The organism is Acetobacter lovaniensis, from assembly GCF_014207635.1.
In the GTDB taxonomy this organism is placed as follows: Bacteria; Pseudomonadota; Alphaproteobacteria; order Acetobacterales; family Acetobacteraceae; genus Acetobacter; species Acetobacter lovaniensis.
Genome location: NZ_JACHIE010000008.1, coordinates 60,087 through 79,278, shown reverse-complemented (window position 1 = coordinate 79,278; position 19,192 = coordinate 60,087). Strand labels below are relative to the sequence as shown.

The window sequence follows — 19,192 nt, the reverse complement described above, 5'->3', positions numbered from 1 at the left end:
GTTATGATAGCGGATTGTGCTGTTCTGGGGATGAGGGCTACCAGAAAGCATTAAATTGCTCTTTGCTCCGTTTTAGTATTTGCGCCAGCGGTGGGGATAAGAAAAACTACGATACCGCAATGACCTATATGGTGTTTGCAACAGCCACAATGCAGGGGAGTAGAGCGTGAGCAATCTTGGTTTTCGTCCAGAAGATGTAGCGCTGCCCGTTGGGCATTTTCTGGCAGGCAAGCTTGTGCCCGGTGGAGCGGATATTGCTGTCACCAGCCCAGGGAATGGCCGTGTTCTGGCATATCTGCCAGAAGCCGGAGCTGATCTGGTGGACGAGGCCGCACAAACTGCTGCCCGCGTGCAGCGCGAAAGTGGGTGGGCAAGCTGTGCCCCGCGCGAGCGTGCAAAAGTTCTGCGTCGCTGGGCTGATCTGGTCGAACGCAATGCCATGGAACTGGCCCGGCTGGAAACAGTCTGTTCCACTCGCCCCATTGCCCAGACAGTTGGCTGGGATATTCCTTTCCTTGCTGAAGGGATAAGGTTTTTTGCAGAGTATTGCGATAAGGTTGGTGGAGACGTAGCCGCAACGGCCACCAATCTTCTGGGTATGACCGTTTATGAGCCCTATGGCGTGACCGGGGCCATTGCACCATGGAATTTTCCACTGGTCATGGCGAGCTGGAAAGTGGTGCCCGCCCTTGCCGCAGGGAATGGCACGGTGCTCAAGCCATCTGAAATGACGCCGTTTTCAGTGGTCAGGCTGGCGGAGCTGGCGGTTGAGGCCGGAATGCCCGCAGGGTTGTTCAATGTTGTGCAGGGCACTGGCCTTGCAACGGGGGAGGCCATTTGTCGGCATCCGGCTATTGGCAAACTCAGTTTTACCGGGTCCACCCGCACGGGTATTGCAGTCATGAAGGCCGCGGCTGAAAGTGGGCCAAAACCAGTTACGCTGGAACTGGGGGGGAAAAGCCCTCAGTTGGTGTTTGATGATATTACGAGTGTGGATGATGTGGCGGACCGCATTTTCCGCGCCTTTACGGGCAATGCCGGACAGGTGTGTGTTACTGGCTCCCGCCTTATTGTGCAGCGCGGTGTGGCCGAAGCCTTGATTGCAGCACTTGTTGCTCGGTGCGGGCAAGTAAAGGCATTGGCTCCGTGGGATGAAAACGCCACGTATTCCCCCATTATTTCAGAACCTCAGGCAGACCGTATTCTTGCATTGGTGCAAGGTAGTGCGCATGCCGGGGCTCAGGAACTGGTCGCATGCAAACGCATGGATACGAACACTGGTGGAGTTTTCCTCTCCCCCGGTATGATGATGGTGCAGAATGCAGAATGCCCCATATGGCAGGAAGAGGTGTTTGGTCCCGTTCTGGCCATACAGGTGTTTGATGAGGATGATCAGGCATTTGCACTGGCTGAACATCCTGTTTATGGGCTGGCGGCTGGTGTGCATACTGCCTCCCTGCCCAGAGCCATGCGCGCCATTCGTACGCTCAAGGCTGGCACGGTGTGGGTTAACCGTTATGGCCGCTCTTCAGATTTTGTTATTCCAACGGGCGGGTTTGGCGGTTCCGGTATTGGCAAAGACCTAGGCAGGCAGGCGTTTGAAGCTAATCTGAGGCTTAAAAGCGTGCTCATGGCGGCGGAGTAAAACAGTTATGGAAGCATTGACTGTTGATGCGGCTTTTCTGGCTGAACTACGCAGGGATTTGCATGCGCACCCCGAACTCAGGTTTGAGGAGCACAGAACATCGGCCCTTGTTGCCGAACATTTGCGTCATCTGGGCTACACGCCCCATACCGGCCTTGCCAGAACAGGGGTTGTCGCCACGCTGGATACAGGGATTGCCGGTCCCGCCATTATGCTGCGCGCCGATATGGATGCCCTGCCAGTAAGCGAGGCAGGACAAGCGCCATGGGCATCCTGCACACCCGGGGTCATGCATGCCTGTGGGCATGACGGGCATACGACCATGCTGCTCGGTGCAGCGGCACTGCTTAAGGCGGACCCACCGCCACGTGGCCGGGTGCACTTTGTTTTCCAGCCTGCGGAAGAGGGCGGGGCTGGTGCACAGGTCATGATAGATGAAGGTCTGTTTGATCTCTTTCCAACGGATTACTGTTTTGGCCTGCATAACTGGCCGGGGCTGGAAGCCGGGCGCATGGGGGTTCGTTCTGGCCCGATCATGGCTGGTGGCTGGCGCTTTGCAATCCAGATTACAGGCAAGGGGTCTCACGCCGCCCAGCCACATCTGGGCACGGACCCGCTGACCATTGGGGCTGCATTGGTGCAGGAGGCCCAGTTACTGGTGGCGCGCCGCACGGACCCCACTATTCCTGCCGTGGTGTCCTTCTGTGTTTTTGATGCAGGAACCACGGATAACATATTGCCAGAAACGGCCCGGCTGGCAGGCACCCTGCGTGCTCTGGACCCGGTGGTGCTTGATGAACTCAAGGATGGGCTGCAACGCCTGTGCAATGGGCTACAGATGGCTCATGGCGTTAACATACAGGTCAATTTTCATCAGCCTTATCCCGTTACGGTTAACGAACACCATGCCACACAGCTTGCACGCAAAGCCATGCATGCACTGGACGTGCAAATGGGTGGTCCTGCGCCGGATATGGATATTACCCCCAGTCTGGCTTCCGAGGATTTTGGCTTCATGCTGCAAAAGAAGCCTGGAGCCTATGCCATGATCGGGAATGGTGAGTCTTACAAACTTCATTCTCCTGATTATGATTTTGACGATTCAATCATAACCAGAGGGGTGCGCTACTGGCACACTCTTGCCCATACATGTGCCGCGCAAGAGCATGCCCCCTGATTGAAAAAGACGTGTTTGTTGCACTGGTAATAAGGATAAAGTCACGTGAGGACTTATGAAATAGCCGTTATTCCGGGGGATGGTATTGGCACGGAAGTCATGCCAGAAGCCCTGAATGTTCTGGAGCGTGTGGCGGAAGTTTGCGATTTTGGAATAAAATTTCGCAATTATGACTGGAACTGCGAAACTTGGCTGCGCACCGGGCAGATGATGCCAAAGGACGGCATTGACCAGCTCTCGCAAAGTGATTCCATTTTGCTGGGTGCTGTGGGCTTTCCGTCCGTTCCAGATCATATTTCGCTTTGGGGGCTGCTTATTCCCATTCGGCGGGAGTTCCACCAGTATGTCAATCTGCGCCCGGTCCGGCTTTTGCCAGGTATTCCGTGCCCATTGGCCAATAAAAAGCCCGGCGATATCGACTTCTGGATTGTGCGCGAAAACTGTGAAGGCGAATATTCCCAGATTGGCGGCGTGTTCGGTGAAGGCACACCATCCGAAGGGGCCATGCAGACTGCGGTATTCACCCGTTATGGCACAGACCGTATTCTCCGTTACGCGTTTGATTATGCCCGTAAACTAGGGCGTTTGCACGTGACGTCAGCCACCAAATCCAATGGTCTCTTCCATTCCATGCCCTACTGGGATTCCCGGTTTGAAGCGATTGGCAAAGAGTATCCGGATGTGCGGATGGACCAGTACCATATTGATATTCTGGCCGCACGGTTTGTCATGTCCCCCGAGCGGTTTGATGTGGTTGTTGGCAGTAATCTGTTTGGGGATATTCTGTCTGATCTGGGACCGGGCATTACGGGCACAATAGCAGTTGCCCCCTCGGCCAATATTAACCCCGAACGGGCTTACCCCTCCATGTTTGAGCCCGTTCACGGCTCCGCACCCGATATTGCTGGCCGCTTTATTGCCAATCCCGTTGGGCAGATCTGGGCTGCGGCCATGATGCTTGAACATCTGGGTGAGCCAGAAGCCGCAGGGCTGGTGATGCAGGCAATTGAAAAAACGCTGGAAAATCCGGCAGCGCCCCGTACCCCAGATATGGGAGGCACTGCGGGCACGCGTGAACTTGGTGCCGCTATTGTGCAGAATATTCCTGCGTAAATACGACACTCCCCACAGTCCATGGCCTCGTGTGATGGTGCATGGACTGTGGGGACACTCAGGCCGGATTAGTGCGCACAACGCGGCAGGCAGCCAGATCCCACGCGGCACACCCAACGGACTTGAAAAAGACAGCCCGCTCCAAAGACGGCGGAGTATGGAGTGCTGAAGCAAGAGAGCGCACGTGCGACCAGTCCACACCAGCCTGAAGCAGATCTCCGGCTTCGCTGGGTGCGCCTATCGGATCATCAACATAAAGCTGGCTTGCATGCACTGCGCGCGGTCCAACTTCAATCATATCTGGCCGAAAAGCACCAACGCCAATAATCAGACTGTCTGGGGTTGGTTGTTCATTGTACAGGCACGCCTTACTTGGCGTAACAGTGATAATGACATCGAACCGGGTATCCTGCGGGGCTGCCGGGCGCAGGTCGAGAGGCAGGGCTTGGTGTTGTTCGCAAAAATCTTTTGCCCGTTCGGGGGTTCGGCCGCGTACAAAGACTGTTGTCTGGGGGTACAGGCTGGCCAAGGCTGCACAATGGGCGCTGGCCTGTGCACCTGTGCCAATAATCAGCACTTTATGGACCGGTTTGCGGGCTAGCAGGCGTATGCCCAGCATGCTTATGCCAGCGGTGCGGCGCATGGTTACTGTTGGACCATCGAGCGAGAACAGGAGTTCGCCCGTTTTTGCATCCGCGCAGGTTACCTGCCCCTGAATGGTCGGGCGTGAGGTGCCTGCGTTATCGGGGCATATGGTCAAGAGCTTGGTGACCAGAATATCCGGGCTTGCACAGGGCATGGCCATGAGCAGGCCCGTCCCTTCCGGTGCACCAATAACCGTACGTTCGGGGCAGATAATGGCACCATTGGCGTAGTCCTGCACCGCAACTGCCAGCGCATCGACCAGACTGGCAAAAGGCAGGCATTCTGCGGTCTGGGCTGCGGAATAGTGCTTCATATCCGAATGGCCTTTCAACCCTCAACCAGTTGCCGGGTTCTGCTGATGTTTTACTCGTGCAGTCCCGGTGCTTCCCGCCCGGTTCGGGCGACGTATTCGGTGTATCCCCCATCATAGCGGTGCAGGCCATCTGGGGTGAGTTCCAGCACACGGTTGGAAAGGGCTGCCAGAAAATGCCGGTCATGCGAGACAAACAGCATGGTGCCATCATAATCGGCCAATGCGGCAATCAGCATTTCCTTTGTAGCGATATCCAGATGGTTGGTTGGTTCGTCGAGCACCAGAAAGTTCGGCGGGTCATACAGCATCAACGCCATGACCAGCCGGGCTTTTTCGCCACCGGAGAGTACCTTGCAGCTTTTGTCCACGTCATCACCGGAAAAACCGAACCCGCCTGCAACCGTGCGCAAAGCCCCTTGATTGGCCAGAGGGAAGGTATCGCACAATGTTTCAAACACCGTGCGCTCGCCGTCCAGCAGATCCATGGCATGCTGGGCAAAGTAGCCCATTTTAACACTGCCACCCAGCGTAACGATGCCTGCATCGGGCTCGGTGGTGCCTGTTACCAGCTTGAGCAGGGTGGATTTGCCCGCACCATTCACGCCCAGCACACAGCAGCGTTCCTGCCGCCGGATTAACAGGTCCAGACCTTTATAAATAACGCGTGAGCCGTAGCTTTTATCCACACCGCGCAGGTTGACCACGGAATCACCCGAGCGGGGAGCCTGCGGGAATGTAAAAGACAAAGCCTGCCGACGCTTAGGTGGTTCTACCCGATCAATTTTATCCAGTTTTTTAACCCGGCTCTGCACCTGTGCCGCATGGGATGCACGAGCCTTGAACCGTTCAATAAACGCGACTTCCTTGGCCAGCATGGCCTGCTGCCGGTCAAACTGGGCCTGCTGGTGTTTTTCATTCAGGGCGCGCTGTTGTTCGTAGAACTCGTAATCGCCTGAAAAGCTGGTCAGGGCGCCCCCGTCAATTTCGATCACCTTGTTGATGATCCGGTTCATGAACGCCCGGTCATGCGATGTCATGAGCAAGGCACCATCATAACCTGCCAGAAACTGCTCCAGCCAGATCAGGCTTTCTAGGTCCAGATGGTTGCTTGGTTCATCCAGCAGCATCACGTCTGGCTTCATCAGGAGGATACGGGCAAGTGCGACACGCATTTTCCAGCCACCGGACAGGAGTGCCACGTCTCCGTCCATCATGTCCTGGCTAAAGCCCAGCCCATGCAGCACTTCCCGCGCGCGGCCATCCAGTGCGTAGCCCCCGAGTTCTTCAAAACGGGCCTGAACCTCGCCAAACTGCTCCAGTATGGTATCCAGTTCATCAAACCGCTCGGGATCAGCCAGAGCGGTTTCCAGTCTGGCGAGTTCTGCTCCCACTTCGGCTACGGGGCCAGCACCATCCATGACCTCGGCAACCGCGCTGCGGCCTGCCATCTCCCCTACGTCCTGATTGAAAAAGCCGATGGTAATGCCCCGGTCGGTCAGCACATATCCTTCGTCCGGTTCCTCCCGCCCTGTAATCAGGCGGAAAAGCGTGGTCTTGCCTGCACCATTGGGGCCAACCAGTCCGATTTTCTCGCCCTTTTGCAAGGCAGCAGACGCCTCGATAAAGATCACACGGTGACCATTATGTTTACTGATATTGTCGAGACGGATCATGGAACCTCGGAAAAACACGCCTATGGGAGAACAGCAAAGCAGTCTTATCGCGTAACACCGGGGCTTCGTAAACTGCTGCGGGCATTAAGTTTCGCGCAGACCACGCTTTGCGTAGGGACTGATATGCACGCAAAAAGGCGGCTCTATGAACGGTAGGACGTTCTGGACGCTCCCGTACCGTAACATAGGCCGCCCTTTATCAGCCTGTCTGACGTTCAGACAGGCTGAGGGGAAGAGACGTCAGGAGGCAGAGGCTGTATGTTCAAGGGTAACTGTTGCTTCGCTGGTCAGTACACGGAACATGAAGCTTTCCTGAAGGTAGAGTTCCACGGTTTCGGCCGTATGGCTCAGATAACCAATAGAGAAATCCTGACCGATATCGAGCACAAAATCACCCCCGCGCATGGAAACGACAAAAGCCCCGTCCAAGGCGGGAGCCCAGATGATTTGGCCGTCAATCATGCTTTCGATATGTTTGCAAACGGGGTAGCCATCATCATCTCCGCCGCTGACAGCCAGATACGCCTGTGCGCCCAGAACAACCGAATAGGGGCCATTGACGCCAGCAAGGCGCAGGGTGTTCAGGGCTTCTGCAACAGCGTGGGGGTAGTCCTTGGCCTGTTCCGGCAGCTTGATATGCGTGTTGGAAGTGCCTTTGCGCAGCCCACAGATACCTGCGGCCTCAAAGCCGTTGAATATGGCGTGGTCTTCGGCAAAAGCAATTTTTTGCGCCGCGTCCTTGACTGTCTGCCAGTCTGAATCCAGAGCGCCGCGTTCCACGGCGTCAATTTCTTCACGGGACAGGGTGAAAGGAATGCGCAGTTCAACCAGAGGCAGCACTTCCCGCTGGGTAGCCATTACACCAGTATCCGAGATGTTGATTTTTTTGCCACGACCAGTTCCAACGCCAGCAAAAGCGATGCCCTTGGGGTCTGGAGTATCCACGACACGGCGGCCCGCCAGATGGCGGCGGATGGTGCGGGTGGCTTCCTCCTCAATCTGGGACCAGGCTTCGGCGGAAATGGGGGCAAGGTGTTTGTGCAGGTTGTTCATGTCTGGCGTCCTTAACTCTTGAGTGATCCAATGCCTAGGGAACCGTCTTGCTTGTCACGCGGTGGAGGCTGAGGGGCAGGGGCAGCGGGTTGTGCCTGCCCTTCCATGTCCGGAGCAGCGTCCAGAAATTCGCAGGTGGGTGTAAAGAACAGCGAGCCGGTTACTGCGGTGCTCACGTCCAGCAGTCTGTCATAATTGCCCGGTGGCTTGCCAATGAACATGTTCTGGAGCATCTGCTCCGTTCGGGCCGGGGAGCGGGCATAGCCAATAAAGTATGTGCCAAACTCCCCTTTGCTTATGGTGCCAAATGGCATGTTTTCACGCACGATCTGGAGTTGCTCACCATTTTCTTCAATATTGGTGAGAACATTATGGGCGTAGCTGGGCTTTGCGGCTTCGGGTAATTCGATATCCGATACCTTTTTACGGCCAATAATGTGCTCCTGCACTTCGGTGGGAATGGCATCCCATTTTTTGATGTCGTGCAGGTATTTTTGCACAATCACGTAGCTTCCCCCTGCAAAGTTGGGGTCTTCTTCACCAATGATTGTGGCATTCGTAGCAACCTGACCAGAAGGGTTTTCAGTTCCGTCCACAAAGCCGAGCAGGTCGCGGGCATCAAAATATTTAAAACCGTGGACTTCATCCACAACGCTTGCAGCACCTTCCAGCCGGGCCACAAGTGCCGTAGCCAGTTCAAAGCAGAGGTCCATCTGGGATGCACGGATATGAAAAAGCAGATCCCCCGGCGTTGCAGGGGCATGGTGCACACCATTGATCTCACGGAAGGGGTGGAGGTCTTTGGGGCGCGGTGCGCCAAAAAGCTGGTCCCATGCCTGTGACCCAATTCCGGTAACACAACTCAGCCTGCCATCTGAAATCCGAAAACCAACTCCACGCACAAGAGACGAAATATCCCCCAGAAGGTTCAGAACCTGCGGGTTGACCGAAGTATCGCTGTTAAGGGTCAGAACCAGAAAAACTGCGGCCTGAGTCAGCTTTGGATCAGCAAGTTGAGGTGTGGACAACGGACACAAGCTCCTAGCAGAAACGCACACGGTAACAGTGGCAAGCAGCATAAGCCCATGAGGCGGGATGGCAAGATACAAGATGCGTGATGCCTGCGGGCAGGAGCATTGCAGGCGTTGCACCGGGAGATGGGGGCTGCGACAGTCACAAGAGCCCTGCAGGAATGAGTCGCGTCCCCAGCCTTAAAATTAATAATGCGATGCATTCGTAAAAAATAAGGAAGAAGTTCAGGGAAATCCTGCCGTTACCGCAGCAACGGGGTTTTGTGCGGAATTTTGTACGTGCCAAATACCAGATATGGTGCAATCTTCCCAATCAAGACACAACATGAACGATTTTTGGCCGACTTCCTGCGGCTAGGCGAGATGATGGAGTCAATCTATGAACGGGCATTTTTTACACGCGAGCACTCTTGCCGCGCGACCTGTGGCAGCGCCGCGCTACCCGTTTGAAGAGGCTTTTGGCCTGCGTCCCGCACCGGCCCGTGCGCTTGATCGTGGCATGGGGGAGGCGGTCGGGCGGCGAACAGTCTTCCGGCCATCGGATCATGAAAGTTTTGGGACAGTGGCCAGCAGAGTAGCCGCAGGCAATACGGGCCTGCTTGCTTCTGTGGATGAGAGGGAAACCCGGCAACTGCGCAATGCCATTGCCACCGGCGCGTTGCTGACATCCGGCAGGCACCTTCAGCACGGGGATAAGGATCAGCCCGGGCGCAATATGGAAGTGTTTACCAATTGCGCAACGGCTATCAGCTCCTTTGCCAAGTTCTACCTGTTGCTGAATGGCTCGGGGGTAGGTCGTGCGTATGATGATGAACTCTGCATTGTAGATTGGGCACAGGCTCCCGACCTGTATTTTGTGCTGGGGAATGATCATCCGGATTATCCGCATGACCGGGCAGGGTTGCTCCATTTTGGTCTGGAAATGCAGATATTGCCCTGGGGCACACTGCTGGATGCGTTTGATGCCGACATGGAAGCGCAGGTTAGCAGTTTTTTAAACCAGTTTGTTCACACCTCCATGCCAGAACAGCCCGATGCCCTTGTGCATGTTATAGAAGATAGCCGTGAAGGATGGGCCAAAGCGGTTGAAATGATCGAGGCTATGGCCTTTCAGGGCGCGCAGGGGCGTCCTCTGGTGCTGGATTTCAGCCGCATTCGCTGCGCGGGAAGCCCTATTGCCGGTATGCAGGGGCGGCCCGCCTCTGGTCCGATCTCGCTCCTGCGTGGGCTGTTGAATGTGCGCGTCCATGTGATTGAACCCGCACGTAGCAACGGCATGCCCAAATGGGAGCAGGCGTTACGTGTGGACCACTACCTGTCTGTTGAGGTGCAGGTCGGTGGTGCTCGCCGTGCTGCGCGCATGGCCACCAAATCCTGGCGGGATACGGAAGTCCTCCGTTTTATTCGCGCCAAGGAGGAAGGGGGGTTATGGACAGCCAACCATTCGGTCATGGTGGATCAGGAATTCTGGCAGTGTGTAAATGATCCAGCGCAGGTGGGACCGCTTGCAGAGCATGCAAGAGCGGTGTTTGCGGAAGCAACCCGTTGCGCTTGGATTAACGGTGAGCCCGGTTTCATTAACGGCGACAAGCAGGAAGATAATCGTACTGGCAGTGCGCGTCGTAAACCCGTGTATGCGGATGGCAGGGACTTCCGCTCGTCCCGCTATCAGGCAACGCATGCCGCGGCATTATTGGCGGAGCTGGCTGGTTGCGCGGCTAAGGCGCATTTTCCGGTTACGACCAATCCGTGTGGTGAAATAACGCTTCACGTAACTGGTGGCTATTGCGTTATCGGGGATTTTGCACCGCTGCTGGCATGTCCTGTGCCTCTGGAGGACGTTACTCCGGGCGAACTTCCGCTTGAACTGGAACAGGCGTGGGACGCACGGGTAAGGGATTCCGTACGGCTGGGCGTTCGTTTTCTGCTGCGGGCAAACCGGATGGATGCATTGTATGCGCAGGAAGTGGCCAGAACAAACCGCATAGGCATTGGCCCCACCGGGCTACATGAATGGGCATGGCTGCGGTTTGGCCTTGGCTTCAAGGATATGCTGGACGAAAAACGGGCAGCATCTTTTTGGAAGACTGTGCACCAGCTTTCCTGCATCGCCAAAGCAGAGGCCAACGCTTATGCGCAGGATATGGGCGCGGAACGCCCGGTTACGGTCACCACGGTCAAACCCGCAGGAACAACTTCCAAGCTGTTCGGCCTGACCGAAGGGGCACACCTGCCTGCCAGACGGCAGTATTTGCGCTGGGTACAGTTTAAAGGCGTGCGGCGTGAAGATGGTGTATGGGAAAACGGTACGGACCCGCTTTTGTCTACCTACGAGGCAAAAGGCTACCCTGTTCGGTCGTTACGGAGTTTTCCCGGTATGAGCATTGTCGGATTTCCAACGGTGCCCCTGATCCAGCGGCTGGGTATGGGAGAGCGGGTTCTGACGGCGCCGGAAGCCACGCCGGAGGAGCAGTTTCGCTGGCTGGAACTTTTGGAAAAATACTGGATTGGTGCAGAGCAGGGGAATCAGGTTTCCTACACGCTCAAAATTTATACGGATCGTCATGATCTGGAAAATTTTCGTGCCATGGTCGCCACGTACCAGCCGGGGGTCAGGTGCTGTGCTGTGCTGCCAAGCCGTGCGGATTCAGACCTTGGCTACGAATATCTGCCGGAAGAGGAAGTTTCCGCAGGTCGTTTTGCAGCCATTACCGCAGGAATTGCGGACGAAAAAGTGCAGGAGGTTGTGGACTGGGCCCATCTGCAATGTGCAAGTGGCGCATGCCCGGTCTGACCGGGTCAAGCTGCCACATGCAAACCATGCTTTGCTAACGCATGGTTTGCATGCACAGTGCTCTACGTGGCGGCATTATGCCGTGCCTGCCCGGCGGAAGCGGATAATGCTGCGCGACAGCCGCCCGGCCGCCCAGTTGGGCATTTTACGCCATGGGGTAACAACATCCGCGTAATCACCGTCAAGGGTGACTGTTCTACGCTGTTCGGTACCAACCCATTCTGGTGCCCATGCGGTCTGCACGCTGGTAATCCACTGGTCACCTTCAACACGGTAGCGCCCGATATAGGCTACCAGTGTTTTCATCAACTGGGAGCGGTCGGCATCTGTTGTTGCGGCAAGGCGGTTACTGCCTTCCAGGTTAAAAGCGACCCAGCCATCGGGGGTAAAGACAACACGGCCGCGGGGCGCTGGCCCCATTGCGTTGATAAAGTTGCCGGTTTCTTTCTCTTCCACCTTGTAAGACACGAGTTCCCATGTGCCGATAAGGTTCTGTCTCAGGATGTCTTCGGGCGATAAGGCAGGGTCGTTATAATCTTCCTTGATCCGCTCGGCGGTCGCTTGCATTGGCATTGTCTCATTCCGTTGCTAGTTCGTATCATCTGTCCGTGTTTTGACAGATAGGCAAAGGATGTTTTGCGCTTTACCATGATGTTCTTGGCTCAATATGCCTCTCCTTTCACATCTTCGGTAGTGACAATTAAGGAAAAATAATATTACGCTAAACGCAAAGCTGGGCGACCAGAGCGTGTTATCAAAGGAGCAGACACCGTGTCTTATGACGAAACCGGGGACCTACGTTTTTTCATAAGTCTGGTGGATGCAGGCAGTCTTTCCGCCGGGGCGCGCAGTCTGGGCACATCTCCTGCGGCGGTATCCCGCCGTCTGGCACGTCTGGAAATGCGGCTGGGCAGTATGCTGGTTATCCGGAACACCCGCCATTTTGGACTAAGCGAGACAGGACGTTTGTACTACGAACGTGCCTTGACCATTGTGGCCGATATTGACCAGTTGGAAGAGGAAATATCGTCCAGCACCAACGCGCCGCGTGGCACGTTGAGCATTGGTGCTCCGGTGGAACTGGGCCGCAGGCAGATCGCGCCGTTTATTGAATCCTTTAGCGCCAAACACCCACGCCTGATGATTAATCTGGCTCTTGCTCCTGAAGGGAACTATGACTTTAACGATTATCTGGACGTGGTGCTCCGTCTTGGTCTGCCAGAAACACCGGGGGCGGTGGTAACCCGCCTTGCTTCCACAATGCGGGTGCTGTGTGCATCCCCTGCCTATATTGCGCGCCATTCTATGCCAACGCACCCGCGTGATATTTCCAGACACGACTGTTTATGTCTGCGCAAAAACAAAACCATGGCTCTGTTAAACAAGTGGGTCATCGGGAACGAGACAGCAACAGATGTGGTTATGGTGGAACCTCGTCTTTCCACCACCAACGCCGAGATTATTCACGACTGGGCGCTCTCGGGGCAGGGCATTGCCTATAAGCTGCTCTGCGACGTTTATCAGGACCTTGAAGAAGGAAAACTGGTGCGTATTTTACCAGACCTGCAGGGCGAAAAAATTGACCTGTACGCTGTTCTGCCAACGCGGCAGCACACGCGCGCAAGTGTTAAGGCTTTTTTGAGTGATCTGCGACCCTATATCCGCACAGCAGGTTTTTTGTAAAACCGTCTGATTATTATGTGTAAGACCCCAGAACCTGCCGTGAAACGCGGAAAAGGGTTTCGCGCATCCAACGATGCACGGGGTCCGTGTCCCGCCGTGGGTGCCATGCCTGAAAAACATCAATGCTGGGCAGGGATAACGGAAACTCAAAAGTTGCCAGTTTTAGTGCCTTGATCGAAATATGTTCCACAACAATACCCGGTAGTGGAAGAATAAGGTCAGACTCCTTCACGCTTTCCACCATGCAATGGTAATTGGGCACCACCATGGCGATACGCCGCGTCAGCCCGAACTGGTTGCGTAAAATCCAGTCAATCGGGCCTTGAGCACGGCCACGGCGGGAAACGCTGATATAATCGTAAAGCACCATGCTCTGGGGGGTAACAGGCTTTGCCAGAATAGGGTGGTCGCGACGTACAACGCCCCGCATATGGTCACGGAACAGGGTCTGGCGCCTGATTTCGGGCTTCATCACATCTGTTGCGCCAATATAGAGGTCAACGCGACCATTGCGTAGCGGGTCGGAAGCCGGGTCATCAATCTCTGGCGCCCAGACCAGTTCGCAGCGTGGGCATTCTTTTTTCAGGGCCTGCAGGAGTGGCAGGGCGAGGGAGGCCACAACCAGATCATTCGCGCGGATGGTAAAGGTAGGCGCCATGTTGGCCAGATTGGCCAGCGCGCGTGTTTCTATCAGGCTGTCTGCCGCCCGAACAAGTTCCTGCACCCGGTCCAGAATGCCTGCGGCAAAGGCAGAGGCGCTCATGCTACGGCCGGACTGCACCAGAATGGGGTCAGCAAAGACCGCGCGCAATTTGGCCAGATGGCGGCTCATGGCTGGCTCGCTTACCTTCAGCCGCCTTGCCGCCAGCGAGACGCTTTCCTCTTCTATCAGAACCTGAAGGAAGCGCAGCAGATCTAGGTCGTAGCCTCTCATGGCTACGAAAATAAACGTTATCTGGCGCAGGCACCACAATTTATTATTCCGAAAAGTGGAATCGTCAGTTGCTATGAATGGGGGTTGTTTCTGGCATTCTGATCGGGAACATGTGAGGCATGACAAATGCCGCTCCTGCACCAGCGGCTGGTGCGTCTGTAATCCATGCGTCACCACCGCAGTTTTCCTATATTCCGCCATTTGGCCTGCGCACCGTTATCGGGTGTCTGGGCATGCTGCTTGCCGTGCATGTCGCAGGTTTTAATGAGCACGTGACCGACATTGGCCTGTCCGACATTCGTGGGGCCATGCATATTGGTCATGACGAAGGGACGTGGCTTATCGCCATTTACGAAGCGTTCAACATCGCAGCCATGGCGTTTACCCCCTGGTTTTACACGACGTTCTCGATCTACCGGTTTTCCATTTTCGTGACCGCGGTTCTGGCGCTGCTGTCCATTCCGGCACCCTTTATGCCGGACGTTACATCGCTTTGTATTCTTCGGGCGTTTCAGGGGCTATCGGGCGGGTGTCTGCCGCCGGTGCTCATGACCGTGATGCTGAAATACCTGCCACCGCAGCTCCGTGTGTTTGGCATTGGAGGCTACGCCATGAGTGCCACTTTTGGCCCTAATCTTGGCCTGCCGCTGGAAGCATTCTGGTTTGAGCATGTTGGCTGGCACTGGCTGTACTGGGAGGTCATACCCACAGCAGCCCTTGCCATCGCCATGATGGCCTATGGCCTGCCGCGTGATCCAATGCATTTTGAACGGTTTGAGAAGTTCAACTGGCTGGGCATTCTGGTCGGGCTGCCATCCATCTGCTCTCTGGTGATCGTGCTGTATCAGGGGGACAGGCTTGACTGGTTCCGTTCCCCCATCATTACCAATCTTACCTTCTGGGGAGGGGCGGCATTTATTGTTTTTGTGATCAATGAGGCGTTTCATCCCAGCCCGTATTTTAGAATTCAGTACTGGCGTTCGCGCAATATCCAGGCATCCCTGCTGTCGCTGGTGGGTATTCTGGCCATTTGCTCCATTATGGCGGAAATACCGGCGGCGTACCTGCAATCCGTGCGGGGTTACAGGCCGATACAAATGGTGCCGGTATCTCTGGTTGTGGCTTTGCCGCAGTTGATCATGCTGCCCCTGATCGCCTGGATATGCAATAACCGCAAGGTGGACTGCCGCTTCGTACTGGCGGGCGGCATGGTGTGTCTTGCCGTTTCCGCCTGGTTAGGCACGTGGCTGACGGTGGACTGGGTGCGGGATAATTTTTACCCGCTTCAGATCCTTCAGGTATTTGGCCAGCCTATGACCGTTATCCCCACCCTTATGCTGGCGACAATGGCTATGGGGCCCGCAGATGGGCCATTTATTTCCGGTATGGTGAACATGCTCAAAGGGTTGGCCAGTGCGGTCGCTTTTGCCATTTTTTCAACCGCTACCCGCAGACGCGAGCAATACCATTCTACCATGCTGCTCGATCACCACGGCACACAGCAACTGGCGCTACAGGGTATGGCTAATCCAATTGACCAGCAGCTTGGTGGCACATCAGTCGATGGTGCGCATGTTGCGTGGAATGGATTGCAGGTTTTCCACACCTTTGTGCATGAGCAGTCGCTGGTTCTTGCACTGACCGATCTGTACTACGTGCTGATCTGGGTCTGTCTCGGTTATGCCGCCATGAATCTTGTTCTGCCGCATCGCGTGTATCCGCCGCGCGCACCTGCCCCCAATACTCCTGCTCATTAAACCGGAACAACAGATCATGATTTACAAAAAACCTCTGCTTTATGCCGGATGTGCCGCTGGCGTCCTTGCCCTTGCCGCATGGGGCGGCGCACATCTGGTTAATGGGGATGGTGTCAACCAGTACACAAATGATGCGTATGTTACGGCCGATTTTACAACCGTAGCTCCCAAGGTCGCGGGCCGCATAGACCGCGTTATTGCTCAGGACAACGAGCGTGTGCGTGCAGGTGAGGAACTGGCCCATATTGAGGATGATGACTACCGCGCAGCCCTGGACGTTGCCAAAGGCAATGTGGCGGCGGCTGAAGGAGATGTTGCAAACCTGAGTGCGGAACTGAGCCGTCAGGACGCCCTTATAGCACAGGCCCGTGCGGCTGTTCTGGCAGATCAGGCTGACCTGATGTTCGCACGCCAGAACACCACACGCTACCGCAACCTCTCATCCGGCGGGGCCGGTACCATTGAGCAGAAGCAGTCTTCCGAAGCGCATGAAAAAGAAGCACTGGCAGCCATGACCCGCGACCAGGCGGGGGTAGATGCCGCAGTACGTCAGGTTGCGGTGCTTCAGGCGCAGCTTGAACATGCCAGAGGCGTTCTGCTGCACGCGCAAGGGGCCGCCAAACAGGCGGAGCTCAACCTGTCCTATTGCTCCATTCCAGCACCGGTGGACGGGGTTGTGGGTGAGCGTGGTGTGCGCGTTGGGGCCTATGTCCATCCGGGCACGGGTATTCTGGCGGTGGTGCCCACGCAGTCAGCTTATGTGCTTGCCAATTTTCAGGAAACGCAACTCACCAACGTTCAGGCAGGCCAGCGGGCAACTGTCTGGGTGGATACGTTCCCCGGTCAGCCACTCAAGGCCCATGTGGATTCACTGGCCCCTGCCACTGGCGTGGCTTTTGCCCCCATTCAGCCAGATAACGCCACCGGTAACTTTACCAAGGTCGTCCAGCGTATTCCGGTCAAGCTGACATTTGACCCTGACCAGCCCATGGCGGCTAAGGTCAGGGTTGGTATGTCGGTGGAAGTGAATATTGACACAGCCTCAAAACCCGAAGGGTCGCATGCCCATGATGCACGCTATATCTGGCAGTAACGGCATGAAGCACCTGCTCCTTACCGGCCTTTCATTCCTCGCCCTTGCGGGCTGCACTGTAGGGCCGGATTATCATAAACCTCAGGTCAGTGCGCCCGCGACATGGCGGGCGACACAGCCTCCCGCGCAAAGCCGGATCAGCACGGCCTCAACCGATCCTGCCTGGTGGACCCTCTTCCATGATCCGGTTCTGTCACGGCTGGAGCGGGAGGTTGCTGCGTCCAATCTGGACCTGCAGGCTGCCAGTCTGCGGTTGATGCAGAGCCGGGCGGAGCGGCGCATTGCCAGTGCTGCCCAACTTCCCCACATGGAGGCCAATGCCTCCTACGCGCGGGAACGGGCGAGCAGCAATGGTATTCTGGGGCTGATGGGGAACATGGAGCAGGCCGGGGCGGGAAGTATTGCCAGTGGTGCTCAGGGTTTTGGCCCCGCTGCGTTACCGGGGAGTGTTGGCAACCCTTCTTTTAACCTTCCACAATACGGAATGAATGCTTCATGGGAGGTGGATCTATGGGGGCATGTGCGCAGGCAGGTCGAGGCGGCAACTGCTGCTGTACATGCCACGGAAGAATTCCGGCGTGACATACTGGTCTCCCTTATGGCTGAAACTGCCCAGACCTACATAGACCTGCGCGCCACACAGGCGCAGATTGGTATTCTGGACCATAATATCGCCATTGCCCGCCACAGTGTGCAACTGACCACCATGCGGCTGGAGCAGGGGGCTGCAACCCGGCTGGATGTGGCGCAGGCTACGGGGCAGTTGCACATGTTTGAATCCCGTGCCGCCCCCCTGCAGGCGCAGGCCACACATTTGCTGAATAGCCTGAGCTTTCTGGTCGCGCGTGAGCCCGGTGCCCTTGATGCCGTATTGGGTAAGCCAGCGGCAGTGCCCCCAGTGCCGGATTATGTGCCCATAGGTCTGCCATCGGAACTGGCACAGCGGCGGCCGGATATTCGGATGGCGGCAGACCGGCTCCATGCGGCCACAGCCAGTATAGGCGTGGCTGTAGCCGATTTTTTCCCGCGTATTACACTGTCTGGCAGTCTGGATGTGCAGGCGCTCCAGTTTAGTGGACTTGGGTCATGGGCGTCCCGCCAATATGGGTTTGGTCCTACTGCGACACTGCCAATTTTTGAAGGCGGACGGCTGACGGGACAACTCCACCTGCGTAAGGCGCAGCAGCAGGAAGCTTCGGTTTTATTCCAGCGCACAGTACTTAAGGCATGGCAGGAAATTGATGATGCCATGGCAGATTTTACCGCCGCCCAGAAAAGACGGGATGAACTGGCGCAGGCCGTACAGCAGAACGAGGTAGCTCTTGATGTTGCCCAGGCGCAGTATGTGCAGGGTTCATCCGACTTTTTGAATGTGCTGAGTGCGCAGAACGTCTTGCTGGCTTCGCAAAGTGAACTGGTCGAGGCCACCGCGCATGTAGCGGGTTCTGTTACGCATCTCTACCGTGCCATTGGCGGTGGCTGGGAAATACTGTACCCGGACGCCGGAGAGACTACCAGACATGTGTGAGAATACGCCATGATAACCATCCGTCGGGCGGATAGTCTGGGTCTGGCCCATTCTAATACGCTTACCTTGCGGTGCCATTTTGCCTTTGCGGATTATCAGACACCGCAGGATGAGCATGAGGGACGGCTAAGGGCGATCAATCTTGGAACAATCCCATCGCAAGGCTGTTACCAACTGGGGCCAGAAGCCAATGTGGATATTATAACATGGCTACGCTCAGGTTCATTGCGGACAGGTGTGGAGGGTTTTCCAGCAGAAGCCATACATTCTGGCGGTCTGCATCTGCTCAGCACCGGGGCGGGTGTTCACGGCTTGGCGTGGCAGGCCGGGGCGGACGGGGCCTCGTTTATCCAGTTCTGGCTTCTGGCTGATACGGAGGGAGGAGAGCCCACGCAGGAAGCGAGAGAGGCTTTTCCAAAGCTGGAAGATGGCGGTTTTCGGATTGTTGCCTCCGGTTTTCCCGAAGATGACCCGGAGGAGATGGAGGTCATAGCTGACGGCGCCCCCGTAACACTCAGGGCGCTCAGCAGGGTATTACATGCTCACATTCCCGCAGGGGAAGGAGCTGCTTACCAGACAATGCAGGGCCGAGACCTGTATGTGCTGGTGGTTCGTGGCGGCATTACCATATGTGGCATGTCTCTGAGCGAGGGGGATGGCGCAATGCTGACCCAGACGGAGCGCGTGGTTGTCATGGCTACACAGGACGCTGTTGTTATTTTGACCGATGTTGCATCCTGAACATGGTGCACA

At 56.1% G+C, this 19,192-nt stretch carries 15 protein-coding genes; 9 read left to right on the top strand and 6 right to left on the bottom strand.

Features of this window, described 5'->3' with window-relative positions:
- Window positions 1-166 precede the first annotated feature (166 nt).
- The 3 genes from HNR55_RS10235 to HNR55_RS10225 are packed head-to-tail and all read left to right on the top strand — an operon-like array spanning window position 167 to window position 3,935.
- On the top strand, window positions 167-1,645 hold the full coding sequence (locus HNR55_RS10235; protein ID WP_166115043.1) for an aldehyde dehydrogenase family protein: 1,479 nt from the start codon (window positions 167-169) through the stop codon (window positions 1,643-1,645).
- Between the two features lie 7 nt (window positions 1,646-1,652).
- On the top strand, window positions 1,653-2,822 hold the full coding sequence (locus tag HNR55_RS10230) for an amidohydrolase (protein WP_166115041.1): 1,170 nt from the start codon (window positions 1,653-1,655) through the stop codon (window positions 2,820-2,822).
- Between the two features lie 45 nt (window positions 2,823-2,867).
- Window positions 2,868-3,935, top strand: coding sequence for a tartrate dehydrogenase (locus HNR55_RS10225; protein ID WP_166115038.1), 1,068 nt, complete (start codon window positions 2,868-2,870; stop codon window positions 3,933-3,935).
- Between the two features lie 58 nt (window positions 3,936-3,993).
- Here HNR55_RS10225 and HNR55_RS10220 read toward each other — a convergent pair whose 3' ends face one another.
- From HNR55_RS10220 to HNR55_RS10205, 4 genes are all read right to left on the bottom strand, one after another.
- Window positions 3,994-4,893 (bottom strand): delta(1)-pyrroline-2-carboxylate reductase family protein, encoded by a 900-nt coding sequence (locus HNR55_RS10220; RefSeq protein ID WP_166115035.1) that lies wholly within the window; start codon window positions 4,891-4,893, stop codon window positions 3,994-3,996.
- A gap of 50 nt (window positions 4,894-4,943) precedes the next feature.
- Complete coding sequence (locus HNR55_RS10215) at window positions 4,944-6,566, bottom strand: ABC-F family ATP-binding cassette domain-containing protein (protein ID WP_166115033.1); 1,623 nt, start codon at window positions 6,564-6,566, stop codon at window positions 4,944-4,946.
- Window positions 6,567-6,806: 240 nt separating this feature from the next.
- Window positions 6,807-7,619, bottom strand: a complete 813-nt coding sequence (locus HNR55_RS10210) for a family 1 encapsulin nanocompartment shell protein (RefSeq protein ID WP_166115029.1) — start codon at window positions 7,617-7,619, stop codon at window positions 6,807-6,809.
- Window positions 7,620-7,630: 11 nt separating this feature from the next.
- A complete protein-coding gene (locus HNR55_RS10205) occupies window positions 7,631-8,647 on the bottom strand; it encodes a Dyp-type peroxidase (RefSeq protein ID WP_242005543.1) in 1,017 nt (338 codons plus the stop codon).
- Between the two features lie 382 nt (window positions 8,648-9,029).
- Between HNR55_RS10205 and HNR55_RS10200 the strand changes: the two genes are divergently transcribed.
- A complete protein-coding gene (locus tag HNR55_RS10200) occupies window positions 9,030-11,444 on the top strand; it encodes a recombinase (protein ID WP_166115027.1) in 2,415 nt (804 codons plus the stop codon).
- A 75-nt stretch (window positions 11,445-11,519) separates the two neighbouring features.
- Here the strand turns inward: HNR55_RS10200 and HNR55_RS10195 are convergent, their stop codons facing one another.
- Entirely contained in the window at window positions 11,520-12,017 is a 498-nt protein-coding gene (locus HNR55_RS10195) for a lipocalin-like domain-containing protein (protein WP_166115025.1), read from the bottom strand.
- A gap of 198 nt (window positions 12,018-12,215) precedes the next feature.
- On the opposite strand from HNR55_RS10195, the gene HNR55_RS10190 reads away from it, so the two are divergent.
- On the top strand, window positions 12,216-13,127 hold the full coding sequence (locus tag HNR55_RS10190; protein ID WP_166115022.1) for a LysR family transcriptional regulator: 912 nt from the start codon (window positions 12,216-12,218) through the stop codon (window positions 13,125-13,127).
- A 13-nt stretch (window positions 13,128-13,140) separates the two neighbouring features.
- Here HNR55_RS10190 and HNR55_RS10185 read toward each other — a convergent pair whose 3' ends face one another.
- Entirely contained in the window at window positions 13,141-14,061 is a 921-nt protein-coding gene (locus HNR55_RS10185) for a LysR family transcriptional regulator (protein ID WP_166115019.1), read from the bottom strand.
- 119 nt (window positions 14,062-14,180) lie between these two features.
- On the opposite strand from HNR55_RS10185, the gene HNR55_RS10180 reads away from it, so the two are divergent.
- From HNR55_RS10180 to HNR55_RS10165, 4 genes are read left to right on the top strand one after another with little or no spacing between them, the layout of a single operon-like run.
- Window positions 14,181-15,818, top strand: a complete 1,638-nt coding sequence (locus HNR55_RS10180; RefSeq protein ID WP_166115016.1) for an MFS transporter — start codon at window positions 14,181-14,183, stop codon at window positions 15,816-15,818.
- A gap of 16 nt (window positions 15,819-15,834) precedes the next feature.
- Window positions 15,835-16,911 carry an HlyD family secretion protein gene (locus HNR55_RS10175; protein ID WP_166115013.1) on the top strand — a complete coding sequence of 359 codons (1,077 nt, stop codon included), beginning with the start codon at window positions 15,835-15,837 and terminating at the stop codon, window positions 16,909-16,911.
- Between the two features lie 4 nt (window positions 16,912-16,915).
- Window positions 16,916-18,439: an efflux transporter outer membrane subunit gene (locus HNR55_RS10170; protein ID WP_166115188.1), complete on the top strand. Its 1,524-nt coding sequence runs from the start codon at window positions 16,916-16,918 to the stop codon at window positions 18,437-18,439.
- Window positions 18,440-18,448: 9 nt separating this feature from the next.
- Window positions 18,449-19,180: a pirin family protein gene (locus HNR55_RS10165; protein WP_166115008.1), complete on the top strand. Its 732-nt coding sequence runs from the start codon at window positions 18,449-18,451 to the stop codon at window positions 19,178-19,180.
- Window positions 19,181-19,192 lie beyond the last annotated feature (12 nt).

Excerpts from the sequence above, each read along its gene's own strand:
- HNR55_RS10230 (WP_166115041.1), top strand. The coding sequence starts at position 1,653 with ATGGAAGCATTGACTGTTGATGCGGCTTTTCTGGCTGAACTACGCAGG.
- HNR55_RS10220 (WP_166115035.1), bottom strand. The coding sequence starts at position 4,893 with ATGAAGCACTATTCCGCAGCCCAGACCGCAGAATGCCTGCCTTTTGCC.
- HNR55_RS10215 (WP_166115033.1), bottom strand. The coding sequence starts at position 6,566 with ATGATCCGTCTCGACAATATCAGTAAACATAATGGTCACCGTGTGATC.
- HNR55_RS10210 (WP_166115029.1), bottom strand. The coding sequence starts at position 7,619 with ATGAACAACCTGCACAAACACCTTGCCCCCATTTCCGCCGAAGCCTGG.
- HNR55_RS10200 (WP_166115027.1), top strand. The coding sequence starts at position 9,030 with ATGAACGGGCATTTTTTACACGCGAGCACTCTTGCCGCGCGACCTGTG.
- HNR55_RS10195 (WP_166115025.1), bottom strand. The coding sequence starts at position 12,017 with ATGCCAATGCAAGCGACCGCCGAGCGGATCAAGGAAGATTATAACGAC.
- HNR55_RS10185 (WP_166115019.1), bottom strand. The coding sequence starts at position 14,061 with ATGAGAGGCTACGACCTAGATCTGCTGCGCTTCCTTCAGGTTCTGATA.
- HNR55_RS10180 (WP_166115016.1), top strand. The coding sequence starts at position 14,181 with ATGACAAATGCCGCTCCTGCACCAGCGGCTGGTGCGTCTGTAATCCAT.
- HNR55_RS10175 (WP_166115013.1), top strand. The coding sequence starts at position 15,835 with ATGATTTACAAAAAACCTCTGCTTTATGCCGGATGTGCCGCTGGCGTC.
- HNR55_RS10170 (WP_166115188.1), top strand. The coding sequence starts at position 16,916 with ATGAAGCACCTGCTCCTTACCGGCCTTTCATTCCTCGCCCTTGCGGGC.
- HNR55_RS10165 (WP_166115008.1), top strand. The coding sequence starts at position 18,449 with ATGATAACCATCCGTCGGGCGGATAGTCTGGGTCTGGCCCATTCTAAT.